24 protein-coding genes are annotated in these 23,357 nt (G+C 60.9%); 15 read left to right on the top strand and 9 right to left on the bottom strand.

The features are described 5' to 3' along the window. The first annotated feature begins 30 nt into the window (after positions 1–30). The 3 genes from HX811_RS08650 to HX811_RS08660 are packed head-to-tail and all read left to right on the top strand — an operon-like array spanning position 31 to position 3,704. Positions 31–1,839, top strand: a complete 1,809-nt coding sequence (locus HX811_RS08650; protein ID WP_023659335.1) for an ATP-binding protein — start codon at positions 31–33, stop codon at positions 1,837–1,839. After that, positions 1,836–3,221 carry a sigma-54 dependent transcriptional regulator gene (locus HX811_RS08655; protein WP_003213224.1) on the top strand — a complete coding sequence of 462 codons (1,386 nt, stop codon included), beginning with the start codon at positions 1,836–1,838 and terminating at the stop codon, positions 3,219–3,221. Before HX811_RS08650 ends, HX811_RS08655 begins: the two co-directional genes overlap by 4 nt. A 27-nt stretch (positions 3,222–3,248) precedes the next feature. After that, positions 3,249–3,704, top strand: coding sequence for a YiiD C-terminal domain-containing protein (locus HX811_RS08660; RefSeq protein ID WP_087692720.1), 456 nt, complete (start codon positions 3,249–3,251; stop codon positions 3,702–3,704). Positions 3,705–3,817: 113 nt separating this feature from the next. Here the strand turns inward: HX811_RS08660 and cysQ are convergent, their stop codons facing one another. Both cysQ and nudE read right to left on the bottom strand, forming a co-directional pair. Next, the gene (gene cysQ, locus HX811_RS08665) at positions 3,818–4,654 is read right to left on the bottom strand and encodes a 3'(2'),5'-bisphosphate nucleotidase CysQ (RefSeq protein ID WP_008435771.1); all 837 of its coding nucleotides are present in this window, start codon (positions 4,652–4,654) and stop codon (positions 3,818–3,820) included. After that, positions 4,651–5,217: an ADP compounds hydrolase NudE gene (gene nudE / locus HX811_RS08670; protein WP_003213218.1), complete on the bottom strand. Its 567-nt coding sequence runs from the start codon at positions 5,215–5,217 to the stop codon at positions 4,651–4,653. The genes cysQ and nudE overlap by 4 nt, the downstream gene beginning before the upstream one ends. Positions 5,218–5,304: 87 nt before the next feature. Here nudE and yrfG point away from each other — a divergent pair, with 87 nt between their 5' ends. Continuing rightward, positions 5,305–5,967: a GMP/IMP nucleotidase gene (gene yrfG / locus HX811_RS08675; RefSeq protein WP_003213217.1), complete on the top strand. Its 663-nt coding sequence runs from the start codon at positions 5,305–5,307 to the stop codon at positions 5,965–5,967. 120 nt (positions 5,968–6,087) lie between these two features. Here the strand turns inward: yrfG and lysM are convergent, their stop codons facing one another. After that, positions 6,088–6,528 carry a peptidoglycan-binding protein LysM gene (lysM, locus tag HX811_RS08680; RefSeq protein ID WP_177045570.1) on the bottom strand — a complete coding sequence of 147 codons (441 nt, stop codon included), beginning with the start codon at positions 6,526–6,528 and terminating at the stop codon, positions 6,088–6,090. 130 nt (positions 6,529–6,658) lie between these two features. Here lysM and HX811_RS08685 point away from each other — a divergent pair, with 130 nt between their 5' ends. The 4 genes from HX811_RS08685 (at position 6,659) to HX811_RS08700 (ending at position 11,566) form a co-directional block, all read left to right on the top strand. Continuing rightward, on the top strand, positions 6,659–7,546 hold the full coding sequence (locus HX811_RS08685; protein WP_003213213.1) for a LysR family transcriptional regulator: 888 nt from the start codon (positions 6,659–6,661) through the stop codon (positions 7,544–7,546). 95 nt (positions 7,547–7,641) lie between these two features. Beyond that, a complete protein-coding gene (gene fdhD / locus HX811_RS08690; RefSeq protein ID WP_177045571.1) occupies positions 7,642–8,481 on the top strand; it encodes a formate dehydrogenase accessory sulfurtransferase FdhD in 840 nt (279 codons plus the stop codon). After that, entirely contained in the window at positions 8,478–10,826 is a 2,349-nt protein-coding gene (locus HX811_RS08695) for an FdhF/YdeP family oxidoreductase (RefSeq protein WP_102367895.1), read from the top strand. The genes fdhD and HX811_RS08695 overlap by 4 nt, the downstream gene beginning before the upstream one ends. A 257-nt stretch (positions 10,827–11,083) precedes the next feature. Then, the gene (locus HX811_RS08700; protein ID WP_008435777.1) at positions 11,084–11,566 is read left to right on the top strand and encodes a glycine zipper domain-containing protein; all 483 of its coding nucleotides are present in this window, start codon (positions 11,084–11,086) and stop codon (positions 11,564–11,566) included. A 165-nt stretch (positions 11,567–11,731) separates the two neighbouring features. Here HX811_RS08700 and HX811_RS08705 read toward each other — a convergent pair whose 3' ends face one another. From HX811_RS08705 to HX811_RS08715, 3 genes are all read right to left on the bottom strand, one after another. Beyond that, positions 11,732–12,163, bottom strand: a complete 432-nt coding sequence (locus HX811_RS08705; protein ID WP_177045572.1) for a thioesterase family protein — start codon at positions 12,161–12,163, stop codon at positions 11,732–11,734. A 60-nt stretch (positions 12,164–12,223) separates the two neighbouring features. Beyond that, positions 12,224–13,081: a M15 family metallopeptidase gene (locus HX811_RS08710; protein WP_177045573.1), complete on the bottom strand. Its 858-nt coding sequence runs from the start codon at positions 13,079–13,081 to the stop codon at positions 12,224–12,226. A gap of 114 nt (positions 13,082–13,195) precedes the next feature. After that, positions 13,196–15,133 carry an ATP-dependent DNA helicase RecQ gene (locus HX811_RS08715; protein WP_177045574.1) on the bottom strand — a complete coding sequence of 646 codons (1,938 nt, stop codon included), beginning with the start codon at positions 15,131–15,133 and terminating at the stop codon, positions 13,196–13,198. Positions 15,134–15,342: 209 nt separating this feature from the next. On the opposite strand from HX811_RS08715, the gene HX811_RS08720 reads away from it, so the two are divergent. From HX811_RS08720 to HX811_RS08740, 5 genes are all read left to right on the top strand, one after another. Further along, positions 15,343–15,513 (top strand): YhfG family protein, encoded by a 171-nt coding sequence (locus HX811_RS08720; protein ID WP_003213201.1) that lies wholly within the window; start codon positions 15,343–15,345, stop codon positions 15,511–15,513. Beyond that, positions 15,513–16,106, top strand: a complete 594-nt coding sequence (locus HX811_RS08725; protein ID WP_008435782.1) for a putative adenosine monophosphate-protein transferase Fic — start codon at positions 15,513–15,515, stop codon at positions 16,104–16,106. The genes HX811_RS08720 and HX811_RS08725 overlap by 1 nt, the downstream gene beginning before the upstream one ends. Before the next feature lie 442 nt (positions 16,107–16,548). Further along, on the top strand, positions 16,549–16,878 hold the full coding sequence (locus HX811_RS08730; RefSeq protein ID WP_177045575.1) for a hypothetical protein: 330 nt from the start codon (positions 16,549–16,551) through the stop codon (positions 16,876–16,878). 168 nt (positions 16,879–17,046) lie between these two features. Next, the gene (locus tag HX811_RS08735) at positions 17,047–17,424 is read left to right on the top strand and encodes a DUF1493 family protein (protein WP_177045577.1); all 378 of its coding nucleotides are present in this window, start codon (positions 17,047–17,049) and stop codon (positions 17,422–17,424) included. 115 nt (positions 17,425–17,539) lie between these two features. Further along, positions 17,540–18,391 carry a DMT family transporter gene (locus tag HX811_RS08740; protein ID WP_102367892.1) on the top strand — a complete coding sequence of 284 codons (852 nt, stop codon included), beginning with the start codon at positions 17,540–17,542 and terminating at the stop codon, positions 18,389–18,391. A 57-nt stretch (positions 18,392–18,448) separates the two neighbouring features. On the opposite strand, the gene HX811_RS08745 is transcribed toward HX811_RS08740, so the two are convergent. Together HX811_RS08745 and hslO are read right to left on the bottom strand one after the other, a co-directional pair. Beyond that, positions 18,449–19,990 (bottom strand): phosphoenolpyruvate carboxykinase, encoded by a 1,542-nt coding sequence (locus tag HX811_RS08745; protein ID WP_177009301.1) that lies wholly within the window; start codon positions 19,988–19,990, stop codon positions 18,449–18,451. Between the two features lie 179 nt (positions 19,991–20,169). Continuing rightward, positions 20,170–21,072, bottom strand: a complete 903-nt coding sequence (gene hslO, locus HX811_RS08750) for an Hsp33 family molecular chaperone HslO (protein ID WP_102367891.1) — start codon at positions 21,070–21,072, stop codon at positions 20,170–20,172. A gap of 125 nt (positions 21,073–21,197) precedes the next feature. Here hslO and HX811_RS08755 point away from each other — a divergent pair, with 125 nt between their 5' ends. Further along, positions 21,198–21,998, top strand: coding sequence for a phosphatase PAP2 family protein (locus tag HX811_RS08755; RefSeq protein ID WP_134325547.1), 801 nt, complete (start codon positions 21,198–21,200; stop codon positions 21,996–21,998). Between the two features lie 42 nt (positions 21,999–22,040). On the opposite strand, the gene HX811_RS08760 is transcribed toward HX811_RS08755, so the two are convergent. Beyond that, positions 22,041–22,448: an RNA-binding S4 domain-containing protein gene (locus tag HX811_RS08760; RefSeq protein WP_003213184.1), complete on the bottom strand. Its 408-nt coding sequence runs from the start codon at positions 22,446–22,448 to the stop codon at positions 22,041–22,043. 116 nt (positions 22,449–22,564) lie between these two features. Here HX811_RS08760 and HX811_RS08765 point away from each other — a divergent pair, with 116 nt between their 5' ends. Beyond that, entirely contained in the window at positions 22,565–23,344 is a 780-nt protein-coding gene (locus HX811_RS08765; protein WP_177045579.1) for an EAL domain-containing protein, read from the top strand. The last annotated feature ends 13 nt before the right edge of the window (positions 23,345–23,357 follow it).

The following is a 23,357-nucleotide window of genomic DNA, read 5'->3' on the forward strand; positions in this document are numbered from 1 at the left end:
TGCGCCTGTACCCACAGGCGCATGACTCCCATGACTCCACCCCTTCCGCGAAGACCCCGCTGGCGCAGCCTGGCATTGCTGGCGCTATGCCTGGCACCGCTGTTGTGGCCGCTGGAGCACTTGGCCGAGCGTTATTACCGCAACGAACTGGCCGGTCAGAACCGCCAGACGCTGGACCTGTACGTCGCCAACCTGCTGGGCACCCTGCACCGCTACGAAGTGTTGCCGCAAATCCTCGGTGACCTGCCGGCCCTGCGCACCGCCATCGACGCGCCTCACGTCAGCACCAACCTGGTCAATGCCAACCATCTGCTCAAGGACGTTGCCGCGCAGGCCGGGGTGGAAGTGATGTACCTGATGGACACCACCGGCAAGACCCTCGCCGCGTCCAACTGGGACAAGCAGGACAGCTTCGTCGGGCGTAATTTTTCCTTTCGCCCCTACTTCAGCGAAGCCATGGCCGGGCGCCTCGGGCGCTTCTTCGGCCTGGGCACCACCTCGGCCAAACGCGGTTACTTCTTCGCCGCCGCTGTGCGAGATGGTGACAAGATCATCGGCGTGCTGGTGGTGAAGGTCGACCTGGACCACACCGAAAGCCTGTGGGGCAACACCCCCGAACAACTGCTGGTCACCGACCACAACGGCGTGGTGATCCTGACCTCGCGCCCGCAATGGCGCTTCCGTGCCACCCGGCCGCTGACGGATGAAGAACGCCGCGCCATCATCGCCATCCAGCCCTATCCGACCCGCGACCCGCAGCCGCTGAGCCTCAGCCCGACGGCGTGGGTGCGCCAATCCACCGACATCGCCGAAACCGGCTGGAAAGTCGAGATTCTCGCGCCGCGCACCTTGATCAGCCGCCCGGTGCGCACCGTGGTCGCGGTGGGTGGCGCCGCCTTGCTGGTGCTGATGCTGTTGCTCGGCCTGATGATGCAGCGCCGTCGTCACTACCTGGAACGCATCGCCTTCGAAGCCAAGGCCCGTCGCGAACTGGAGATGCGCGTGATCGAGCGGACCAGCGACCTGGAAGGCCTCAACCGGCGCCTGAAACAGGAAGTGCTGGAGCGTGAACATGCCCAGCAGGAACTGGTGCGCGCCCAGGACGACCTGGTGCAGGCCGGCAAGTTGTCGGCGCTGGGCACCATGTCGGCGAGTATCAGCCATGAACTCAACCAGCCGTTGGCGGCGATTCGCAGCTACGCGGAAAACGCCGGGATTTTGCTCGACCATGAGCGCACCGACGACGCCCGTGGCAACCTCAAGCTGATCAGCGAGTTGACCGGGCGCATGGCCTCGATCATCGCCCACTTGCGCGCCTTCGCCCGGCGCGACCGGCATGCGCCGGAAAGCGTGGCCCTGCAACCGGCACTGGACGATGCCCTGGCGCTGCTGGCCAAGCGGCGGCGGGCAATGGAAGTGGAACTGATCCGCGACCTGCCCGAGGCCACCTTGTGGGTGGCCGCCGGCGAAACCCGCCTGCGCCAGGTGCTGGGCAACCTGCTGGCCAACGCTCTGGACGCCCTGACCGAAAAAGGCCCGCCGCGCAAACTCTGGCTGAGTGCCCAAACCACCGAACAGGGCGTCAACCTGTACATTCGCGACAACGGCCCGGGTTTCTGCATGGAAGCCCTGGGCCGCGCCAGCGAGCCCTTCTACACCACCAAGACCCGCACCCAGGGCCTGGGGCTGGGCCTGGCGATCTGCGACACCCTGATGCGCGCCTTTGGCGGTGAACTGTTGTTCGCCAACCACAAGGAAGGCGGCGCACTGTTAACCTTGAAACTGCGCGCCGGAGCACCGGGTGTCAGTCTGCAACCGTCCGAGGACCGCAGTGTATGAGTATCGATAACCAGATTCAGGTGGTGTTGATCGACGATGATCCACACCTGCGTCAGGCCCTCTGCCAGACCCTGGACCTGGCCGGGCTGAAAGTCCTGACCCTCGGCGAAGCCCAGGGCCTGACCGCGCGCCTGTCCCGGGATTGGCCGGGGGTTGTGGTGAGCGACATCCGCATGCCCGGCATGGACGGCCTGGAACTGTTGAAGGAACTCCACGCCCAGGACCCGGAGCTGCCGGTGCTGCTGATCACCGGCCACGGCGACGTGCCACTGGCGGTGCAGGCGATGCGCACCGGCGCCTACGACTTCCTGGAAAAACCCTTCGCCAGCGACGCCCTGCTCGACAGCGTGCGCCGCGCCCTGGCCCTGCGCCGTCTGGTGCTGGACAACCGCAGCCTGCGCCTGGCCCTGAGCGACCGTCAGCAATTGAGTACACGCCTGGTGGGCCACTCCCCGCAAATGCTGCGCCTGCGCGAGCAGATTGGCGCGCTGGCGGCGACCAAGGCTGATGTGCTGATCCTCGGTGAAACCGGTGCCGGCAAGGAAGTGGTAGCGCGTGCGCTGCACGATCTGTCGAACCGCCGCAGCGGCCCGTTTGTGGCGATCAACGCCGGCGCCCTGGCCGAGTCGGTGGTGGAAAGCGAGTTGTTCGGGCATGAGCCCGGGGCCTTTACCGGCGCCCAGAAGCGGCGCATCGGCAAATTCGAATTCGCCAACGGCGGCACGCTGTTTCTCGACGAAATCGAAAGCATGAGCCTGGATGTGCAGGTCAAGCTGCTGCGGCTGTTGCAGGAGCGTGTGGTGGAGCGTCTGGGGGGCAACCAGCTGATCCCGCTGGATATCCGCATCATCGCCGCCACCAAGGAAGACCTGCGCCAGTCCGCCGACCAGGGGCGCTTCCGGGCGGACTTGTATTACCGCCTCAACGTTGCGCCGCTGCGCATTCCACCGCTGCGCGAACGGGGTGAGGATGCGTTGATGCTGTTCCAGCACTTTGCCGACGAAGCCAGCACGCGCCACGGGCTACCGATGAAAGAGCTGCAACCGGGCCAGCGCGCGCTGTTGTTGCGTCACAGCTGGCCGGGCAATGTGCGCGAGCTGCAAAACGCCGCCGAGCGTTTCGCCCTGGGCCTTGAACTGGCGCTGGACAGCACCCCGGACAGCCCTTCGCCGGGCATCCTCACCAGCACGCCCGGCGGCTTGAGCGAACAGGTCGAACAGTTTGAAAAAAGCCTGATCGCCGCCGAACTGGCACGCACCCACAACTCCATGCGCAGCCTCGCCGAGGCATTGGGCGTGCCGCGTAAAACCCTGCACGACAAACTGCGCAAGCACGGGCTGAACTTCGCCGACAGCGGCAACAGTCACGCTGACGACGAATGACCCTTTTCCCCCTGCCACGAGGCCACCATGAGTCGCGATAGCCGTTACCTGGAATCGATCCTTCACCACGACATTCCCCTGACCCGGGAAATGGGCCTCAAGGTTATCGACTGGCAGGACCGGCAGCTGCAACTGCGCTTGCCGCTCGACGCCAACATCAACCACAAGAGCACCATGTTTGGCGGCAGCCTGTATTGCGGCGCCGTGCTGGCAGGTTGGGGCTGGCTGCATTTGCAGTTGCGCGAGGAAGGGATTGAAGACGGGCATATCGTGATTCAGGAAGGGCAGATCAGTTATCCGCTGCCGGTGACCACCGATGCGACGGCGATTTGCCAGGCACCTGATGACAAGGTGTGGAAGCGGTTTTTGGCGACCTATAAACGGTATGGCCGGGCGCGCTTGGCGCTGGAGACATGGATCGTCAACGAGGGCAGTGAAGAGCGGGCCGTGGCCTTTACCGGGCAGTACGTCCTGCACACATAACAAATGTGGGAGCGGGCTTGCTCGCGAAAGCGGTGGATCAGCCAATACATTTGGTGACTGACACACTGCCTTCGCGAGCAAGCCCGCTCCCACATTTTTAATCGGCGCTGTGCTTAAGACCGGGCCAGGGTCAGCAACCGCTCACGCCACTCCGCCTTAGCCGGCAATGCCAGGAAGAACGGGTTCAACAACGACGCCCGCGCCGGGTAACTGAACGGCTGGCCATCCAGCTCCAGCACTTCCCCACCCGCCCCTTCCAGCACCCCTTGCGCGGCCGCCGTGTCCCACTGCGAGGTGGGCGCCAGGCGCGGGTAGCAATCGGCGCTGCCTTCGGCCAACAGGCAGAACTTCAAAGAACTGCCGATATTGGCCAGCTTCAGCTCGCCCAATCCGGCACTCAAGCCAGCGAGCAAGCGATCCTGTTCAGGGCTCGTATGGCGACGACTGGCAACCACGGTAAATGCTTCACCGCTCGCCGGGGTCTGGCGCACCTGGATTTGCTTGGGCGCAGCACCTACATCGGAACGCCAGGCACCCAGCCCAGCCCCCCCGAAGTAGCACCGACCGCTGGTAGGCATCGACACCACACCGAACACCACGCGGCCTTTTTCGATCAGCGCGATGTTGACAGTGAACTCCTCGCTGCCGGAGATGAATTCCTTGGTGCCATCCAGCGGGTCCACCAGCCACCAGCGCTGCCAACCGGCGCGCACGCTCTGGTCAATGTCCGCGTCTTCCTCCGACAGCACCGGAATGCTCGGGTCCAGGGCAGTCAGACCGGCGAGGATCAAGTGATGGGCAGCCAAGTCGGCGGCAGTGACCGGTGAATCATCGGTCTTGGTGGTGACGGCAACATCGGCGCGCCAATACGGCAGGATGACCTCGCCAGCCTGGCGGGCCAGTTCGATCGCGGGGGCAATAAACGGGTGACCCAGGAACAGTTCGCTCATGGCTGGAACGCTCCACGTTGAGTCAACAGGTCGCGTACCAGGTACAGCGCGGCCAACGCGCGGCCCTCGCTGAACTGCTCGTTCTGCGCCAACTGCGAGAGCTCCCGCAGGTTGACCCGGTCGACGCGCATCGGCTCGGGCTCGTCGCCTTCCAGGCGCTCTTCATACAGTTCGGTGGCCAGCACCACCTGAATTTTCTGGCTCATGTAGCCGGGGGACAGCGACAGCTCGGTGATGTGCTCCAACTGGCGGGCGCCGAAACCGGCTTCTTCCTTGAGCTCACGGTCGGCTGCCGCCAACACGTCTTCGCCCGGTTCGATCAGGCCCTTGGGCAGTGACAGTTCATACTCGTCGGTGCCGCCGCAATATTCTTCGATCAGCAACGCATGGTCCGAGTCGATCATCGCCACGATCATCACCGCGCCATATCCGGCCCCCCTGCCCACCAGGCGCTCGTAGGTCCGCTCCACGCCATTGGAAAAGCGCAATTGCACTTCCTCCACGCGGAACAAACGGCTACTGGCGACTATTTCGCGGGCGAGGACGGTGGGTTTCTGGCGCATGAGCGGCTCCTTGGCGTGATCGGGTTACTATACCGTGGCTTTTCCGATTGTCTGTGTCGGATATCTTTTCTTACATGAGTGTTCTTTATGCCTCCATTGCCCTGGCACGCCATCGACACCGTCCTGCTGGACATGGACGGCACCTTGCTCGACCTGCACTTCGACAACCATTTCTGGATGGAGCACCTGCCCCAGCGCTATGCCGAGTTGCATGGTGTGAGCCGGGCCATGGCCGAGATGGAGCTGCAGCCGCTGTTCGAGCGTAACGCCGGACAGTTGCAATGGTATTGCCTGGATTTCTGGAGCGCCGAACTCAAGATCCCGGTGCGCGAGCTCAAGCTGGAAACCGCGCACCTGATTGCCTTGCGCCCGGATGCCGACACCTTCCTGGCGGCGATCAAACAGGCGGGCAAGCGTGTGATCCTGATCACCAATGCCCATCGGGATTCGCTGTCGTTGAAGCTGGAACGCATCGAGTTGGCGCCTTATTTCGAGCGACTGATCAGCTCCCATGACTATGGTTTTGCCAAGGAAAACCCGCAGTTCTGGGACGCCCTGCACGCCGACATCGCCTTCGACCCGGCCCGCAGCCTGTTTATCGACGATACCTTGCCGATCCTGCGCAGCGCCCGGGATTTTGGCGTGGGGCACTTGCTGGCGGTGAAGGAACCGGACAGCCGGAAGGGGCCCAAGGACACGGCGGAGTTTGCAGCGGTTGGGGATTACCGGGACTTGATCGTAGGTTTGTAACAACGCTGAAGGTCCAATGTGGGAGCGGGCTTGCTCGCGAATACGGTGTGTCAGCCACTGAATATATTGACTGATCCACCGCTTTCGCGAGCAAGCCCGCTCCCACATTGGGTCCGCGGATTACTCAGGAATACGCAGCGTCTGCCCTGGGTAGATTTTGTCCGGATGGGACAGCAGCGGCTTGTTGGCTTCGAAGATTTTGTTGTACTGGTTGGCGTTGCCATACACCGCCAGCGAAATAGCGCTCAGGGTGTCGCCCTTTTTCACCACGACAAAGCGGGCCGCCGCGACAGCAGGACCGGAAACAGTGATCTGGTCATCAACACTCGCAACGCCGGCGATGTTGCCCAGCGCCAGCAATATCTTCTCTTTCTCTTCCTGGCTGGCGACTTCACCTGTCACGGTCACCTTGTCACCGTCGACGGTGGTTTGCACATTGGGGTTACCCAAACCAACCTTGGTCACGTGCTCTTTTAACTGCTCGCTCGCGTTGGCATTACCCGGTGTCAACAGGTCAATCAACTTCTCGCCTGCTTCCTTAACAAAGCTTAAAAGACTCATGGTGCGCTCTCCTTGGGATTTAATTTCCAGATGCCAAAGACTAGACCAGTCCTACAGAATTGGGTTCCAGCCTGACCAAAGACCCAAACACGCTAGAATCCCACCGCATTGGAATAAGCCCGGAGCGAAGATGGACATCAAACAGCTGAAATTCCTCATCGCCCTCGACGAAACCCGTCACTTTGGCCAGGCGGCGGCGCGCTGCCACATTACCCAGCCGACCCTGTCGATGCGCCTGCGCAGCCTGGAGGAAGAGCTGCAGTTGCCGCTGGTCAATCGCGGGCAGCGCTTCGAAGGCTTTACCGCCCCCGGCGAACGCGTGCTGGCCTGGGCACGCACGGTGCTGGCGGCCTATGACGGCTTGCAGGCCGAGGCCGCTGCGTGTCGCGGCAACCTGGTAGGCACGTTGCGCCTGGGGGTGGTGCCGTTGTCGAGCTTCGATCCGCTGGCGTTGATGCAGAAGCTGCACAAGGAACACCCCAGCCTGCGCTTTGAGTTGTCCGCGTTAAGCTCCGAGCAAATCCTTGAACAGCTCGCCAGCAACCGCCTGGACCTCGGCGTGTCGTACCTCGAGCGCCTGGACGCCGAGCGTTTCGACTCCCTGGCCCTGGGCGAAACCCGCATGGGCCTGCTGTACGACCAACGGTTCTTCAGCTTCGGCGACAAGCCCCTGAGTTGGGAGGCGCTGATCGAACTGCCCTTGGGCATGCTCACCAGCGGCATGCACTTTCGCCAGTCCATCGACCATAACTTCCACAGCCGTGGCCTCAATCCGCAGCCGCTGTTGCAGACCGATGCCGTCCATCAATTGTTACAAGCGGTGCACGGCGGCCTGTGTTGCGCGGTGATGCCACTGGACGGCGGCCTCGACGCCCTCACCGAGCACCTGCGCCTGCAACCCATTGAAGACGCTCACACTTTGGCTCGCCTGGGGTTGATCATGCGCCGCAGTGCACCCCGTTCGGCCTTGGCGGAAGCGTGTTTTGCGCTGTATCAGAAATCGCTGATCGAGACTTGATCGACGGCATCTATCGGTAGATCAGTACTGACGATTAGACGCGACCCTTTGTCGCGCCTAGTCTTACAGCTGAATACTCCCGGTGGTAATGCCCAATGAACGCCCAGCGCCCAGTCTGCGCGGCGCCCGCCCTCGAAACGCCCGCGCCCGCCGCCAGCCAGAGCTACCAGTTTTGTAATCTCGAACACACCGAATCGGCCTGCACCGCGCTTGCCGAGGAAGTCGCGTTGGCGATTGCCTATAACGACATCAGCCAGGCGGTGATGCTGGTGACGCCGACCGACCTTGAAGACTTTATTGTCGGATTCAGCATTGGTAGCGGCATTATCGAAGACGTTAGCGACATTTATGACCTGAAAATCAGCGGTTCGGGCTCGACCCAATACGCTCAGGTGCAGATTTCCAGCCGCGCGTTCTGGAATATGAAACAGCAGCGCCGGCAACTCGCCGGCACCAGCGGCTGTGGGCTGTGCGGCGTAGAAGCCGTGGAGCAGGCGCTGCCCAACCTCAAGGTGTTGCCCGGCGCGCCGTTGCCGCCTGCCGAATGGCTGGATGGCCTGCGCCAGCGCATCAGCGCGTTCCAACCGCTGGGCCAGTACAGCGGCGCGGTGCATGCGGCGGTGTTCATGAACAACCAGGGCGAATTGCTGCTGGGCCGTGAAGACATCGGCCGGCATAACGCCCTCGACAAGCTGATCGGTGCGCTGATCCGCCAAAAGATTCCGACCGACGGCGGCCTGACGATTGTCACCAGTCGCTGCAGCCTCGAACTGATCCAGAAAGTCCTGCGTGCAGGCATCCAGACCCTGGTCAGCCTGTCGTCGCCCACCGGCCTGGCCCTGCAATGGGCTCGCCGGCACAACCTCAATCTCATCCACCTGCCGCAGAAAAGTGCGCCGCGGGTCTATAGCCCTGCGATGGAGAATCAAGCGTGAGTAATCATCATCAAGCCGACGACAAACCCACCCCGCGCTACAAGCCCTATAAAGGCCCGGCGGGTGGTTGGGGCGCACTGATCAGCGTGGCGCAAGCCTGGCTGACCAGCGACAACGCGCTGAAAAACATCCGCATGATGCTCAAGACCAACCAGAACGGCGGCTTCGACTGCCCGGGCTGCGCCTGGGGCGACTCGCCGGAAAGCGGCATGGTCAAGTTCTGCGAGAACGGCGCCAAGGCGGTCAACTGGGAAGCCACCAAGCGCCGGGTCGACGCGGCATTCTTCGCCAAGCACAGCGTCAGCGCGCTGCTGGAGCAGAGCGACTACTGGCTGGAGTACCAAGGCCGCCTGACCGAGCCGATGAGCTACGACGCCGAAACCGACCGTTACAAACCTATCAGCTGGGAATCGGCTTTCGACTTGATCGGCAAGCACCTCAATGCGCTGCCAAACCCGGACATGGCCGAGTTCTATACCTCGGGCCGGGCCAGCAACGAAGCGGCTTACCTGTATCAACTGTTCGTGCGCGCCTACGGCACCAACAACTTCCCGGACTGCTCGAACATGTGCCACGAAGCCAGCGGCGTCGCCCTGGCGCAAAGCGTGGGCGTGGGCAAAGGCACCGTGACCTTCGATGACTTCGAGCATGCGGATGCGATTTTCGTCTGGGGCCAGAACCCCGGCACCAACCACCCACGCATGCTGGAGCCACTGCGCGAAGCGGTAAAACGCGGCGCCCAGGTGGTGTGCATCAACCCGCTGAAAGAGCGCGGCCTGGAACGCTTCCAGCACCCGCAACACCCGCTGGAAATGCTCACCAACGGCGACAAGCCGACCAACACCGCCTACTTCCGCCCGGCGCTGGGAGGCGACATGGCCATCCTGCGGGGCATGGCCAAGTTCCTGCTGCTGTGGGAGCGCCAGGCCCAGGCCGAAGGCAAGGAGGCCGTGTTCGACCACGACTTCCTCAACGAACACACCGCCAACGTGCTGGATTACCTGGGCAAGATCGACGACACCTCATGGGATGAAATCGTCGAGCAGTCCGGCCTGACCCTGGTGGAGATCGAGCAAGCGGCGCGCATGTACGCCAAAGGCAAGAACGTGATCATGTGCTGGGCGATGGGCATCACCCAGCATCGCCATTCGGTGCCGACCATCCAGGAAATCGCCAACCTGATGCTGCTGCGCGGCAACATCGGCCGCCCGGGTGCGGGCCTGTGCCCGGTTCGCGGCCACAGTAACGTGCAGGGCGACCGCACCATGGGCATCAACGAACGCCCGCCGGTGGCGTTCCTCGATTCCCTGGAGCGTCGTTTCCAGTTCCAGGTGCCGCGCGATAACGGCCACAACGTGGTGGAAGCGATTCACGCCATGCTCGAAGGGCGCTCCAAGGTATTTATCGGCCTGGGCGGCAACTTCGCCCAAGCCACCCCGGACAGCCCACGCACCTTTGAAGCACTGCGCAATTGCGACCTGACCGTACAGATCAGCACCAAGCTCAACCGCAGCCACCTGATGCATGGCAAGGACGCGCTGATCCTGCCGTGCCTGGGCCGTACCGACATCGACATCCAGGCCGAAGGCCCGCAAGCCGTGACCGTTGAAGACTCGTTCAGCATGGTCCACGCCTCCAACGGCCAACTGCAGCCGCTGTCGAAACAGATGAAATCCGAGCCTGCGATTCTAGCGGGCATTGCCGCCGCCACCCTGGGCAGCAAGCCGGTGGACTGGAACTGGCTGGTGGCCGATTACGACCGTATTCGCGACCTGATCGCCGACACCATTCCGGGCTTCAAGGACTTCAACGAGCGCCTGAAAAATCCGGGCGGTTTCTACCTGGGCAACTCGGCTGGCGCCCGTCGCTGGAACACCCCGTCGGGCCGCGCCAACTTCCGCCCGAACATCCTGCCCAAGGACCTGGTGCACGAACGCACCCGCAACACCGGGCAATTGCCGGACCTGATCATGCAGTCGATGCGCTCCCACGATCAGTACAACACCACCATCTATGGCCTGGACGACCGCTATCGTGGGGTCAAGGGCCAGCGGGATGTGTTGTTCGTCAACGAAGCCGACATCATCCGCCTGGGCTTCAAGCCGGGGCAGAAGGCTGACATCGTGTCGATCTGGGACGACGGCCGTGAGCGTCGGGTGAAGGGCTTTACCTTGCTGGCATTTGATATTCCGGCGGGGCAGGCTGCGGCTTATTACCCGGAAGTGAATCCGCTGGTGCCGCTGGAAAGCACGGGGGATGGCAGCCATACGCCAACGTCGAAATTCGTGGCGATTCGGTTGGAAGCAGCGAGTGCGACCGGGTTGATCATGGCGAAGTCGGCCTAAGCGACACCTCATTGTGGCGAGGGAGCAAGCTCCCTCGCCACAGACAGCACCCGAGTTTCTTACGGGCACAAAAAAGGCCGCTTTTGCATAAAAGCGGCCGTTCCGAAGTAACTAAAGACTCGCAAAATTCACTTAAGTTCCCCATACAAAACAGTAACTTAGAGAATTGTATACAACCCATACCACTGGTCGGGTTTCGATTGTCACCGTCTCGATACAACCTCAGGATCGCGCCGTCATCCTCTTGAGGTTCCTCTATGAAGTTCTCCTCGATTCTCTTGTTGTCCCTTGGCCTGGTCAGTGGCGCAGCCATGGCCGGTGGCACCACCGAAGCCGGTGTGGGCGGCGCATTGGGCGGGGTTCTAGGTTCTGTCGTAGGTCAGCAGTTGGGCGGTAATACTGGTTCAGCCATCGGTGCGGCTCTTGGTGGCGCAGGCGGCAGTGCGGTGGGCGCAGACAAGCGCAGCCGCGGTGAAGCAGCCATTGGCGGCGCATTGGGCGCGGCCGGCGGCAACGTGGTGGGTCGCAGTGTCGGCGGCAGCACCGGCAGCCTGATCGGCGCAGCAGCCGGCGGTGGCGCCGGTGGTGCACTGGGCAACTACATGGGCAACAAGAGCGATGACGATGATCGTCGTTACCGTGGGCGCGATAACCGCCGTTATGACCGCGATGACCATCGCGGGCGCGGCCATGCTTATGGGCATCGCAAAAACAAGCATCACTATCGCCACCACCGGTAACACGCGAATCGAAAGAACACAGCGGATTTAATGTGGGAGCGGCGGTGCGACGATTCGACTTGCTCGCGAAGGCGTTGTATCAGCCAATACATCCGGCGACTGATCCACCGCCTTCGCGAGCAAGCCCGCTCCCACATTTGACTTTCATTGTTTCGCAGATCGTATTCAGATCACCAATCGCTGTAACGCCTCGCGCAACATCCCCGGGATCGTCACCGGCTGGTTCGACGCCCGATCCACAAACACATGCACAAACCTCCCCGCAGCACAGGCATCTTCTTCTCCCGCCTTGAACACCGCCAACTCATACAGCACCGAACTGTTGCCCAACTTGCCCACCCGCAGGCCGATCTCGATGCGGTCCGGAAAGGCAATCGAGGCGAAGTAGTCGCACGCCGAACTCACCACAAACCCAACCACTTCGCCGTCATGAATATCCAACCCGCCCTGCTCGATCAGGTAGGTATTCACCGCGGTGTCGAAGAAGCTGTAGTAGGTGACGTTATTCACATGGCCATATACATCGTTGTCGTGCCAGCGCGTGATGATCGGCTGGAAGTGGCGGTAATCGGCGCGTTGTGGCATGGCGTTGGTCATCGGTAAAACCCGGGCAGGAGGAGGCTCTCTTGATACTGGGTTCAAGCACTACCCGCAAGCCTAGGTTGGGCTTTGCTCAATCGTTTGCTGGACGCACGCCATACGCTTGAGCGCTTGATCCGTCTCGGCCGATTGCTGCAGGCACTGGCGATAGGCGGTGATATAGGTCTCGACTGCAGCGCTGGCCTGCTGCGGCGTGACCCGCGCCAGATACTCCACGAACGAACGCCGGCCGATCTGGAAGTGTTGGTAATCCAGCGGAAAATCCCAATAACCACCCCAGGTCAAAAAGCCGTGTTCGGCGAACAGGTCAATCACCTCTTCTGCCCGGCCAGGGCGCGCCGGCTTGCCGGGGCGGGCATCCAGGCGGTTAACGGCAGTCGCGGTACTTGCCCTGGGCTCAACAGTGGCCTGGCCGGTGAATTCACCTCGCGGGTTACGCCCGAACAAAACGAATGGGTTTTGCAGAGGGTTAAGGTCAATTGCGGCGCCATAGGCGTGCAGCGACCACCCCGAAGCGCCACTGACCTGGCGCCCATTAAAACCACTGGTATTGTTGCGGGCCATCGAGACCTTGTCGTTGCCTCGATAGGTTTCCAGCCTGACCGCCTGATGCACCGGGAACCGACGTTGCAGCAACTGCCTGAAGATCTCCTCCACATGGGGTGCGATGGCATCCAGCACCACGAGCTGCCCGTTGTTATGCAGCACTCCGCCAAAGTCCACATAGCTGAACGTCACCCGCGCCAGGCGTGCGCAGGGCAATGGATTGGCGGCGGTGATAGTGTTGCGAAGCTGCATCTGCCGACAGTCATTCACGCTCAACGGGATGACCGAGGCCAGCGTGCCTTGTGCGACCAGCAACCCGGCGAGCAGCAAGACACCGGGGGCAACACCACGAGAAAAACCAAAAGCCATGGGCAATTCCTTTGCAGAAGAAGTGAAGCGTCAAACCTTCTCACCTGCGGGCACGGTCCGGCTGTCGGCGGCGTCTGCCACTGGAAGGGAAAGCGCGACCTACCAGACCGGAAATCAGAGTGCCTCCAACCCTGCCTCCGCCCATGCACGAACCTCTGCATAGGGATACTCCTCCAGTACCGCGAAACCTGGAATCCCTCGTGCCTTCAGCTTGGTAAACAACGGCACGCTGAGACCGCATAAAAACCGTGTCAGCCGCTCCGCGCTTGGCAAGTCGCCGCTGTACTCATGGTGGCTGTGGATAAATTCACCGCAAAGCGCGAGAAAGTTTTTATCCACAAGCGGCGGCAAGCTCGGCGGCGCCGGCAAGTGGGCGACGTTACCGTGGCATACCGAACAATGCCCGCATTGCCGGGGCGCGTTTTCATCGCCGAAATAGTGCGCCAGGCGATAGCCCAGGCACTCCTGTGTCGCGAACAGATCCAGCATGGCGTGAATTCGCGCCACCTCCGTCACCTCATGCTGCTTGAAGCCTGTGTATAACTCCGTGCTCAGCGCCTGTGGATCGAAGTCGGTATTCAGCAGGGCGTAAACCTCGGTCATCTGCCGGCTTTCCATCTCGATCAGGCCTTGTTCCTGAAAGTAATCCAGGGCCTTCACCACCCGGCTGCGCTCGGCCTGGTGCTGTTGATACAGCGCGTCGAAATCCACCGTCGCCCAGGTTTTCGCCCGTTTGCAGACCTGGATAATCGCTGCGACAAACTGCTGCCGCTCGCCGGTAAAACGCGCCAGCAATGCCTCTGGTTCAATCAAATACTTGAAGCGGTATTCGGCATAAAACGCGTAGCGCGGCGCGATCACACCCTTGAGTTCAAGCTGCACGAGCAAGGTCTTCAGCGGTAGTTCACGGATGTTGCTGTGGTCCGACAGTGAGCGGAGCATAAACTCCCACTGCCCATCGGCACGGACCGCCTGTATTTCCTCCAGGACTCGGCGAATACCTTCCTGTTCCGGCGTATCGCCGTACACAAAGTTTTCCAGGATATTCAGGCTGTCGCGGTTGGCCAGAACCAGACACTCAGACGGCTGCCCGTCACGCCCGGCGCGGCCGATTTCCTGGCTGTAGTTCTCGATGGATTTGGGCAGGTCGAAGTGCACCACGTTGCGGATATCGCTTTTGTCGATGCCCATGCCGAAGGCAATGGTGGCGACGATGCAGTTGGACTGACCGCCCATGAATCGCTTCTGAATGGCTTCCCGCTTATCGTGAGCCAGGCCCGCGTGATAAGCCTCGGCCTGGATTCCATTGCGATTCAAATGCTCGGCAATCTGCTCCGCGGTTTTTTGCAGCGTGACGTAGACGATGCTTGGCTGATTGGCTCGCTCCTGCATCCACGTCACCAGCCGTCGTCGCTTGTCCTGGCCACTGACGGGCTCAACCAGCAGGTTGAGGTTGGAGCGGTAGAACCCGGTGGTGATCACATCGTCAGGTGCAATGGCGAACTTGGCCTGCATGTCGGCGATCACTTTGGGGGTCGCCGTGGCGGTCAGCAGCAGCGCCTGGGGGATGCGGAACTGGCGTTGGTAATCCGGCAGCTTCAGGTAGTCCGGGCGAAAGTTATGGCCCCATTCGGAAATACAGTGGGCCTCATCCACCACCAGCAGCGAGATCGGCACGCTTTGCAGGAAGTTGCGAAAGCGCTCGTTCTTCAAGCGCTCCACGGAAACCATCAGGATCTTCAGCTCGCCCGAACGCGCCCGGGCCATGACGTCATTGGCATCATCGCGGCTCTGGGCCGAGTCGATGCTGCCCGCCGAGATACCGTGGCGCTGCAGGAAACCCAACTGGTCCTGCATCAGCGCCAGCAACGGCGACACCACCAGCGTCAGGTGCGGCAGCAACACAGCGGAAAGTTGATAACACAGGGACTTGCCGGAACCGGTGGGGAAAATTGCCGCCGCCGAACGGCCGGCCAGCACGGCACTGACCACCGCCTCCTGGCCCAAACGAAACTGTGGATAACCGAAGACCTGTTGGAGGGTGTTGTGCATAAGCTGTCACTCCATTGACCGCTGAACGAGCCCAAAACATAGACCAGCGCATTCAGCGAATCGAGAAAGGTCGCAAGGAAAAAAGAGTCTGGATGATACACAGCCTGGGAAGTGGAGTAGGCACCCGTAAGAATCGTTCCAACCTTACGCGGGACGCATCTCGAAACTCATTGCGCTACAATCAACCTTCGCACCGAGAGGACGCTGTCATGGCCGAACTGACGTTTGAGCAAAAGCAGGATCACTACGACAAGATCCGTCGTTCCAACTACCTGGCCAGCCTGCGCCTGGAAGGGTTCGACACCCAGCCCGCCGACGTCGACAAACCCCTGCCGACCCGCGAAGCCGTCCTCGCCAAGTACCGCAACACCCCACGCTGATGCTCGACAAATATGGCGTGGGCCAGGACCCGTACTGCTACCCCGGTAGCAGCGTCCTGCGTAACCGCCTCGATTTGTTTGACGAAGAACGCCTGCACCAGGCCGAGCGGGAACTGTCTGAAATCGCTGTCGGCAGCCTTCCGCTGTATCCCCCGCCCTACGACCTGGAACGCCTGCAACACATCCACCGCACCCTGTTCGCAGACATTTACGAATGGGCCGGGGAACTGCGTACGGTCAACATCCAGAAAGGCGACACGCTGTTCTGCACACCGGAGCGCATCCCGCCTGAGGCGAGCAAGATCATCCAGCACATGGCGCAGGCGAACTGGTTTGTCGGGGTGACGCAGGCGGAGTTGGTGACGCAAGTCGCCGAAGCTTATGGCGACCTCAACGTGATCCACCCGTTTCGCGAAGGGAATGGCCGGGCGCAGCGGATTCTGTTCGAGCAGATCATCGTGAATGCCGGGTTTTCAGTGAACTGGTGGCTGGTGAAGAATGCGGCGTGGATACCGGCGAACATTGATGCGGTGGCGTGTGATTATCGGGGGTTGGAGGCGATTTTCGAGCGGTGTATCAGCACCCCGCGCTAGCCCCGATCGCTCCCTACGCTCCGCGTGGGAATGCCGCCAGGGACGCTCCGCGTCCCGTCATCCGCGCACGACCCAAGCCATGAACACTGGTGACGCGGAGCGTCACGGGATGCATTCCCACGCGGAGCGTGGGAACGATCAGTATCCGTTAAAGCTGGTAACGATCTGTTTATTGCTCTCGCCCCACACTCCCGCCAAGGTTCGCCCCGTCGTTGCAAATTCAGCGACCGGGTTTGGTCACTCGAAAACAGCACACATAAGTGCCATCACTTGTCTGGCGGACGTCTATCGTCCTCTCAGCGCAATGTTATGGCGGCTGTGTGTGGGACGTCCTCGGACGTGCCGGATTGCTGTTTCCGGTTGGCCAACCTGCGCACAGTCCGCCACCCATCGTTTGGCCACGGTGACGACGGTTACTTAACAGCAAACCGAGTACCTTCAAATGCAAACACCTGAAGCGACAAACCGCTACCTTCCACTTGGCACCAACTTCACCGATTCCCACCCCCTGCTCATCGACACCGAAGCCGCCGCCGAAGATATCCAGTCCGCAGCCCACCAACGCATCCGCGCCGCAGCCGACCTCCTGGAAACCTTCTCCTGCCTGACCTTCGAACAGGCCGACCTCAAAGATATTTCGCACATCACCAACGCCCTGTATCTGCTCGTCCAGGACGGTTGCGATCTACTGGAAGTCGCCCAAACCGGCATGATGCAACTCACCACCACCGACGCCGTAAAGCGAACACCACCTGAGCAGCCACACAGCTAAAAACGTGGGAGCTGGCTTGCCTGCGATAGCGGAGTGTCAGAAAACACTTCTACCACTGACACACCGCCATCGCGGGCAAGCCCGGCTCCCACATTTGACCTGTTTCGTTTGAAGGATCACGGTTCGATCGATAAAGTCAGTCGCTCTGCCCACTCACGCGTAACCACCATGAACCTGGCCCCCAACTTTCCTGAAGACTTTGCCATGCAACAGCTCTTGCAACTGCTGCATGAAGAAATTGGCCTGCCTGAACATAAGACGCTGCGCCTTGAAACGGCCATCAACCTGGACCTGGGTTGCGACGGCGCCGAAGCCAATCAATTGATGGAGGCGCTGGAACAAGACTTCGCCGTCGACCTGAACGACTACGACGCTTATCGTTACTTCCAGCCTCCTGTCTTCGACGTCTTCCTGAAACACAGAGCCAAAGGCCGCGGCGACAAAATCCCGCTGACCATCGGCATGCTATACCTCGCGATCAAGACCCAACGCTGGGACACCCAAACCCTGGAAAACCTGAGCGAACACAAACTCCAAACACGCTGAAGATCAACTGTGGGAGCCGGGCTTGCCCGCGATGAGGCCCGGACAGCCGACACACCTATAAGCCGATACACCGCAGCTCTCAAAAAAATAACAAGGACCTTACATGGACGTACTAATGGGCCTGCTGGCCGCCCTGCTCTGGGGCGGCACGGACTTCCTCGTGGGCCTCAACGCCCGAGCTGTCGGCGTCAAACGCGCGGTGTACTTCGGCCAGGCGCTGGGCTTCCTGATCATGACCCTGCTGCTGGTCATATTCCCGGCCTTCCTCGTCAAATCCCTCGCGGCGCCTTTGAGTGTGTGGCTCCTGGGAGCCGCAGCAGCCCTGCTGACCGTCTCCGGCGCCCTTGCGCTGTCCAAGGCCTTCTCGCTGGGCAAAGCGGCCATTGTCGCGCCGCTGGTGACGTCCTACGGTGTCGTGACCACTTTGCTGTCATGGGCCAGCGGCGAACACATCAGCCTGATCCAGCTCGGCTGCATCGCTCTCTGCGTAATTGGCGTGATCCTGTCCAGCATTCACAAGGACAATGGCATCCCTCACAACAGCTCCAGCCGCTCAATCGCCTACGCGATGCTCGCAGCGTTGCTCTACGGCACAAGCTTCTGGGTGCAGGGCCGCTACACCCTGCCGACGCTTGGCCCGGTCACGATGCTTTGGCTTGGGTATTTGGTTGGCCTGTGCGTCCTGGTGTTGATGGTGCTTAAGATCAAAGACGGCCTGAAAATCCCACCGCTGAAAAACTGCGCAACGCTGACCAGCGCGAGCCTGATGAACCTGGGTGGGTTCTCGGCGTTCTCGTGGGGTGCAATGGCGGGGTCGGTTTCCGTGGTGACGGTGATCAGCACCCTGTCCGGTGGGATCGCCGCGATTCTGGGGTTTGTGTTTTTCAAGGAGCGGCTGTCAGCGGTGCAAGTGACCGGTGTGGTGCTGGTGTTAGTGGGAGCCGTGGTTCTGCACCTCGTCGACTGATCCTTCGCCCACAAAAAAGCCGCCCACTAGGGGCGGCTTTTTCACAACGGCCGAATCTTACAACTTCGGACCCGCAGCCTTGATCGCATCGCTCACTTCAAACTTCTTGAAGTTCTCGATGAACAGACCCGCCAGCGCTTTCGCCGCTTCATCGTAGGCAGCCTTGTCAGCCCAGGTGTTACGTGGGTTCAACAGGCCAGTCTCGACGCCCGGTACAGCCAATGGCACGTCCAGGTTGATGGTGTCCAGGTGCTCGGTCTCGGCACCAATCAACGCACCGCTCTGGATCGCTGCAATCACGCCACGGGTGGTCGGGATGTTGAAGCGCTTGCCAACGCCGTAGCCGCCGCCGGTCCAGCCGGTGTTGACCAGGTAGACCTTGGAGCCGAAGCCACGCACGCGCTTGATCAGCAGTTCTGCGTATTCACCAGCCGGGCGTGGGAAGAATGGCGCGCCGAAGCAGGTGGAGAAGGTCGACTTGATGCCGCCGCCCGAACCCATTTCGGTCGAGCCCACCAGAGCGGTGTAGCCGGACAGGAAGTGGTACGCCGCTTGTTCTTCGCTGAGGATCGACACGGGCGGCAGTACGCCGGTCAGGTCGCAGGTCAGGAAGATCACAGCGTTTGGCTCGCCACCGAGGTTTTTCTCGGAACGCTTGGCCACGTGCTCCAGCGGGTAGGCGGCGCGGCTGTTCTGGGTCAGGCTGACGTTGGTGTAGTCGGCGTGCTTGGCATCGTCGATCACCACGTTTTCGAGCACGGTGCCGTGCTTGATGGCTTTCCAGATCACCGGCTCGTTCTTCTCGGACAGGTCGATGCACTTGGCATAGCAACCGCCTTCGATGTTGAACACCACACCTTCGCCCCAGCCGTGTTCGTCGTCGCCGATCAGGTAGCGGCTTTCGTCGGCGGACAGGGTGGTTTTACCGGTGCCCGACAGACCGAAGAACAGGGTCACGTCGCCGGCTTCGCCGATGTTGGCGGCGCAGTGCATCGGCAGCACGTCGGAGGCCGGCAGCAGGAAGTTCTGCACCGAGAACATGGCTTTTTTCATCTCACCGGCGTAACGCATGCCGGCGATCAGGACTTTTTTCTGGGCGAAGTTGAGGATCACGCAACCGTCGGAGTTGGTGCCGTCACGCTCTGGCACGCACTCGAAGTTGGCCACGTTGAGCACTTGCCACTCGTCACGACCGGCCGGGTTGTACTGGGCCGGGTTGATGAACAGGCAACGACCGAACAGGTTCTGCCAGGCAGTCTGGGTGGTCATTTTCACGGCCAGGTAGTGGTCTTCTGCAGCCCCTACGTGAACGTGGGAAACGAAATGCTCTTGCGCGTTGTTGAATGCCTCGACGCGAGCCCACAGGGCATCGAACTTGTCGGCCGGGAACTTGCGGTTGATCGGGCCCCAGGCAATGGCAGCCTGGGTGGAAGGCTCTTCAACGATGAAGCGGTCGACTGGCGAACGGCCGGTACGGTGACCGGTTTCTACGACCAGCGCACCGGTATCGGCAAGCACGCCTTCACCGCGCTGCAGGGCTTCTTTGACCAGATCGTCAACACTCAGATCGGTGTATACGGCGTTATTGGCTTGCGTCATGAGGTTCCCCGTCGGCCAGTGGCCGAGTGCTCCAAACGTTTTGTAGTAGAAAGTTGCGCACTACTACCGCGAAAAAAGTGGGCCGGATTATGCCAGAAAAGCCCAAAAAGAGTAGGGCCCTCCGGTCAGAACGGCGGAAATCCGGCGTTTGTCAGGTGATTTACCTGTGCTTAAACGTTTTAGTGGCGGGTGCCTGAAGGGGTATCTACGCCCGCGCCGGCGAATAATTGAGCAATATCGGCAGCGTCGAACAGGTAGCGCTGGTTGCAGAACTGGCAGTCGATCTCGATGTTGCCACCGTGTTCCACCACCAGGTCCTGCGCATCTTCCAGGCCCAGGCTGACCAGGGCCGTGGCCGAGCGTTCGCGGGAGCAGCTGCAGTGGAAACGCAGGGACTGCACGTCGAACAGGCGCACGGCCTCTTCGTGGTAGAGGCGGTGCAGGATGGTTTCGTTATCCAGGCCCAGCAACTCTTCGGCTTTCAGGGTGCCGGCCAGGGCGGTGATGTGGGCCCAGCTGTCGGCGCGGTCTTCTTCGTCCTTGATGCGGTCGGCCGGCAGTTGTTGCAGCAGCAGGCCACGGGCGCGCTTGCCGTCGGCGTTGAGCCAGAAGCGGGTGCCCACTTGCTGGGACATCACGAAATAATTGGTGAAGCAGTCGGACAGGGTTTCGCCGTCGAGGTCGACGATGCCCTGGTAACGCTGGCCTACCGTCGGATCGACGGTCAGGGCCAGCACGCCGTCTGGCATCAGGTCAGCCAGGGTCGCATCGGCGGCGATGCGGTCCGCGTCGTAGCGGGCCAGCCCACGGATTTCGCGCTCGCTGGAGCATTCGATCATCAGCAGCGGGATCGGGCCTTCGGAACGGGCCTGCAGGATCAGCAAGCCATCGAACTTCAGGGTGCCCACCAGCAGCGAGGCAGCCGCCATCAGCTCGCCGAGCAATTGCGCGACCGGCTCCGGATAGGGGTGCTTGGCGAGGACTTCGGCATAGCTGCGCTCCAGGGCGACCAGTTCGCCGCGGGCGTCGCTGTCGTCGAAGATGAAGCGTTGGGTGAAGTCGGTATCCGGTAGATCAGTCATAGGTCTGGGTATCTGAATTGATGACAAAAAGATGACAAGGTTTATAGAATTACACGCTTTAGCACCGTTTTGGTGCGGCCTTCTGCGGGAAAACGAAGCGCTTTAAAGCTAAGAGGAAACAGTTTATGAACAATCCGGGTTTGTTCCAAGCCAGGTGGGACCTCGGTCGATTGGCCCTGTGTAATTTACTCGCTGTGGGGCTGCTGTGTTTTTGGCTCTGGCCGGCGGGCCAGGCGCTCTGCACGGTTTTCGACGAGTGGCTGTTTCATCTGCTCAATGACCCGCTGGCAAGCAGCTCCGCGTGGCTGCATGTGTGGGCGGTGGCCAGTTTGCGGCCGTTTGACGCGGTGGTCGGGGTGATTCTGCTGACGCTGTTGATCCGTGGCGACTGGGTGTTCAAGGCGATTGAAGTGCGCCAGGCGTTTTTCGGCTTCCTGGGCATTCTGCTGCTGTTGCTGTTTATCCGCATGCTGTTTTCCAAGCTGGCGGCGCAGATGGGCTGGCAACACCATAGCCCGTCGATGGTGATCAGCGGCGCGATTCAGATGAGCGACTATTTCCCGGGCCTGGAGAAGACATGGGAGTTGAAGGACCGCTCCAGCCAGAGCTTCCCGGGGGATCATGCATCGGTATTGCTGATCTGGGGGATGTTCATGACCGTGTTTGCCAAGCGGATCGGGCAGGTGCTGGTGATCTGGGGCTTGGCGCTGCTGTTCATGATGCCGCGGCTGGTGGCCGGTGCGCATTGGGGGCAGGACGATTATATCGGTGGGGTGTTGCTGGCGCTGTTGGCGTTGGGCTGGGGTTACTACACACCCTTTGCAGCGAAGGTTTCGCGGGGGCTGGTGCGAGTGACGGGCCCGGTGTTTGAGTTGTTTCGGCGAGTACCGCTGGTTAATCGCTTGAGCGTGATTCGCAGCGTTTGAGTTGAAATAGCAGGAGCCGACCTGGCTCCTGCGGTCTGCCGATTAATCATCATTGCCACTGCCGCGAAACTTGAACAGGTCGCGCCGCTGTTTCTTGCTTGGCTTGCCGTCGGTGGTCATGCCCAGGGACCCCGCCTTGCGCATGGCCGCCGCGTTTTCGCGCTTGGCGATGCTGGCTTCGGTCTCGGTATACAACGCCTGCGCCTCGGGAGCGCCCCTTCGCACAATTGAAAGCGCCTGGACCACGACGGTTCGTTCATCAAACCCGGCACGGATCTGGAACTCATCGCCGATGCGTGGCTCCTTGCCGGGCTTGCAACGCTCGCCGCGCCAATGCACCTTGCCACTCTCGATCGCCGCCTTGGCCAAGGCACGGGTCTTGAAGAAACGCGCCGCCCACAACCACTTGTCCAAACGGACTTTTTCTTCCTCTTCCTGCTTCTGAGCCACTTGAATTCCTCGCTTTGAAAAATGTCGCAACTTTACCGTTGAAACCCTTCAACGCATAAACCCTTGAGCTCACCTAAGATACGCCAGGTAGCATCCTGTTTTCGCGAGGTTAACGTGTGACCGACTTTCCCATTTCACTGACCTCGCCCAAACAAGCCTGTGCGGGCTGCCAGCAAAGTGAGCCGCTGGGCTTTGAGTTCGCCTTTGCGTATCAGCCTATCGTGGACCTGCGTGACCAGTCGATCTTTGCCCATGAAGCCTTGGTGCGCGGCGTCAACGGTGAGGGCGCGTTGACGGTGCTGGATCAGGTCAACGACAGCAATCGCTACCGTTTCGACCAGCAATGCCGCACCCGCGCGATCGCCACCGCTTCGACACTCAACATGCAGACGCACCTTTCAATCAACTTCATGCCCAATGCGGTCTATCGACCAGAACTGTGCATCCGCAGCACCCTGGAGGCGGCCCGGGCGCATAATTTTCCGTTGGATCGGCTGATTTTCGAGACCCTGGAAAGCGAGCATGTAGATAACTATCGCCATTTGACGAATATTCTGCGTGAATACCGCGAATTCGGCTTCAAGACCGCCATCGACGATTTCGGGGCGGGCTATTCGGGGCTGAATCTGCTGGCCGATTTCCAACCTGACCTGATCAAACTCGACATGGCGCTGATCCGCGATGTCGACCGTGATCGTGTCCGTCAGGTGATCGTCCGGGGGATTGTCACAATCTGTGAGCAGTTGGGCGTTACTGTCATCGCCGAGGGCATCGAAAGTGCCGGCGAGCGGGATTTTCTCGCCGACTGTGGAATATTTCTGATGCAGGGCTACTGGTTCGCCAAGCCTGCATTCAAAGCCCTGGCCGAGGTATCACCCGCCGCCTGGGCGAATTAATTGCCGGTTATTC

It is taken from the genome of Pseudomonas sp. F8002 (assembly GCF_013385495.1).
Classification (GTDB): Bacteria; Pseudomonadota; Gammaproteobacteria; order Pseudomonadales; family Pseudomonadaceae; genus Aquipseudomonas.

What these genes read in the sequence shown, in the direction of transcription:
- HX811_RS08650 (WP_023659335.1), top strand. Translation starts at nt 31, where the DNA reads ATGACTCCACCCCTTCCGCGAAGACCCCGCTGGCGCAGCCTGGCATTG.
- HX811_RS08655 (WP_003213224.1), top strand. Translation starts at nt 1,836, where the DNA reads ATGAGTATCGATAACCAGATTCAGGTGGTGTTGATCGACGATGATCCA.
- HX811_RS08660 (WP_087692720.1), top strand. Translation starts at nt 3,249, where the DNA reads ATGAGTCGCGATAGCCGTTACCTGGAATCGATCCTTCACCACGACATT.
- cysQ (WP_008435771.1), bottom strand. Translation starts at nt 4,654, where the DNA reads ATGAGCGAACTGTTCCTGGGTCACCCGTTTATTGCCCCCGCGATCGAA.
- nudE (WP_003213218.1), bottom strand. Translation starts at nt 5,217, where the DNA reads ATGCGCCAGAAACCCACCGTCCTCGCCCGCGAAATAGTCGCCAGTAGC.
- yrfG (WP_003213217.1), top strand. Translation starts at nt 5,305, where the DNA reads ATGCCTCCATTGCCCTGGCACGCCATCGACACCGTCCTGCTGGACATG.
- lysM (WP_177045570.1), bottom strand. Translation starts at nt 6,528, where the DNA reads ATGAGTCTTTTAAGCTTTGTTAAGGAAGCAGGCGAGAAGTTGATTGAC.
- HX811_RS08685 (WP_003213213.1), top strand. Translation starts at nt 6,659, where the DNA reads ATGGACATCAAACAGCTGAAATTCCTCATCGCCCTCGACGAAACCCGT.
- fdhD (WP_177045571.1), top strand. Translation starts at nt 7,642, where the DNA reads ATGAACGCCCAGCGCCCAGTCTGCGCGGCGCCCGCCCTCGAAACGCCC.
- HX811_RS08700 (WP_008435777.1), top strand. Translation starts at nt 11,084, where the DNA reads ATGAAGTTCTCCTCGATTCTCTTGTTGTCCCTTGGCCTGGTCAGTGGC.
- HX811_RS08705 (WP_177045572.1), bottom strand. Translation starts at nt 12,163, where the DNA reads ATGACCAACGCCATGCCACAACGCGCCGATTACCGCCACTTCCAGCCG.
- HX811_RS08710 (WP_177045573.1), bottom strand. Translation starts at nt 13,081, where the DNA reads ATGGCTTTTGGTTTTTCTCGTGGTGTTGCCCCCGGTGTCTTGCTGCTC.
- HX811_RS08715 (WP_177045574.1), bottom strand. Translation starts at nt 15,133, where the DNA reads ATGCACAACACCCTCCAACAGGTCTTCGGTTATCCACAGTTTCGTTTG.
- HX811_RS08720 (WP_003213201.1), top strand. Translation starts at nt 15,343, where the DNA reads ATGGCCGAACTGACGTTTGAGCAAAAGCAGGATCACTACGACAAGATC.
- HX811_RS08725 (WP_008435782.1), top strand. Translation starts at nt 15,513, where the DNA reads ATGCTCGACAAATATGGCGTGGGCCAGGACCCGTACTGCTACCCCGGT.
- HX811_RS08730 (WP_177045575.1), top strand. Translation starts at nt 16,549, where the DNA reads ATGCAAACACCTGAAGCGACAAACCGCTACCTTCCACTTGGCACCAAC.
- HX811_RS08735 (WP_177045577.1), top strand. Translation starts at nt 17,047, where the DNA reads ATGAACCTGGCCCCCAACTTTCCTGAAGACTTTGCCATGCAACAGCTC.
- HX811_RS08740 (WP_102367892.1), top strand. Translation starts at nt 17,540, where the DNA reads ATGGGCCTGCTGGCCGCCCTGCTCTGGGGCGGCACGGACTTCCTCGTG.
- HX811_RS08745 (WP_177009301.1), bottom strand. Translation starts at nt 19,990, where the DNA reads ATGACGCAAGCCAATAACGCCGTATACACCGATCTGAGTGTTGACGAT.
- hslO (WP_102367891.1), bottom strand. Translation starts at nt 21,072, where the DNA reads ATGACTGATCTACCGGATACCGACTTCACCCAACGCTTCATCTTCGAC.
- HX811_RS08755 (WP_134325547.1), top strand. Translation starts at nt 21,198, where the DNA reads ATGAACAATCCGGGTTTGTTCCAAGCCAGGTGGGACCTCGGTCGATTG.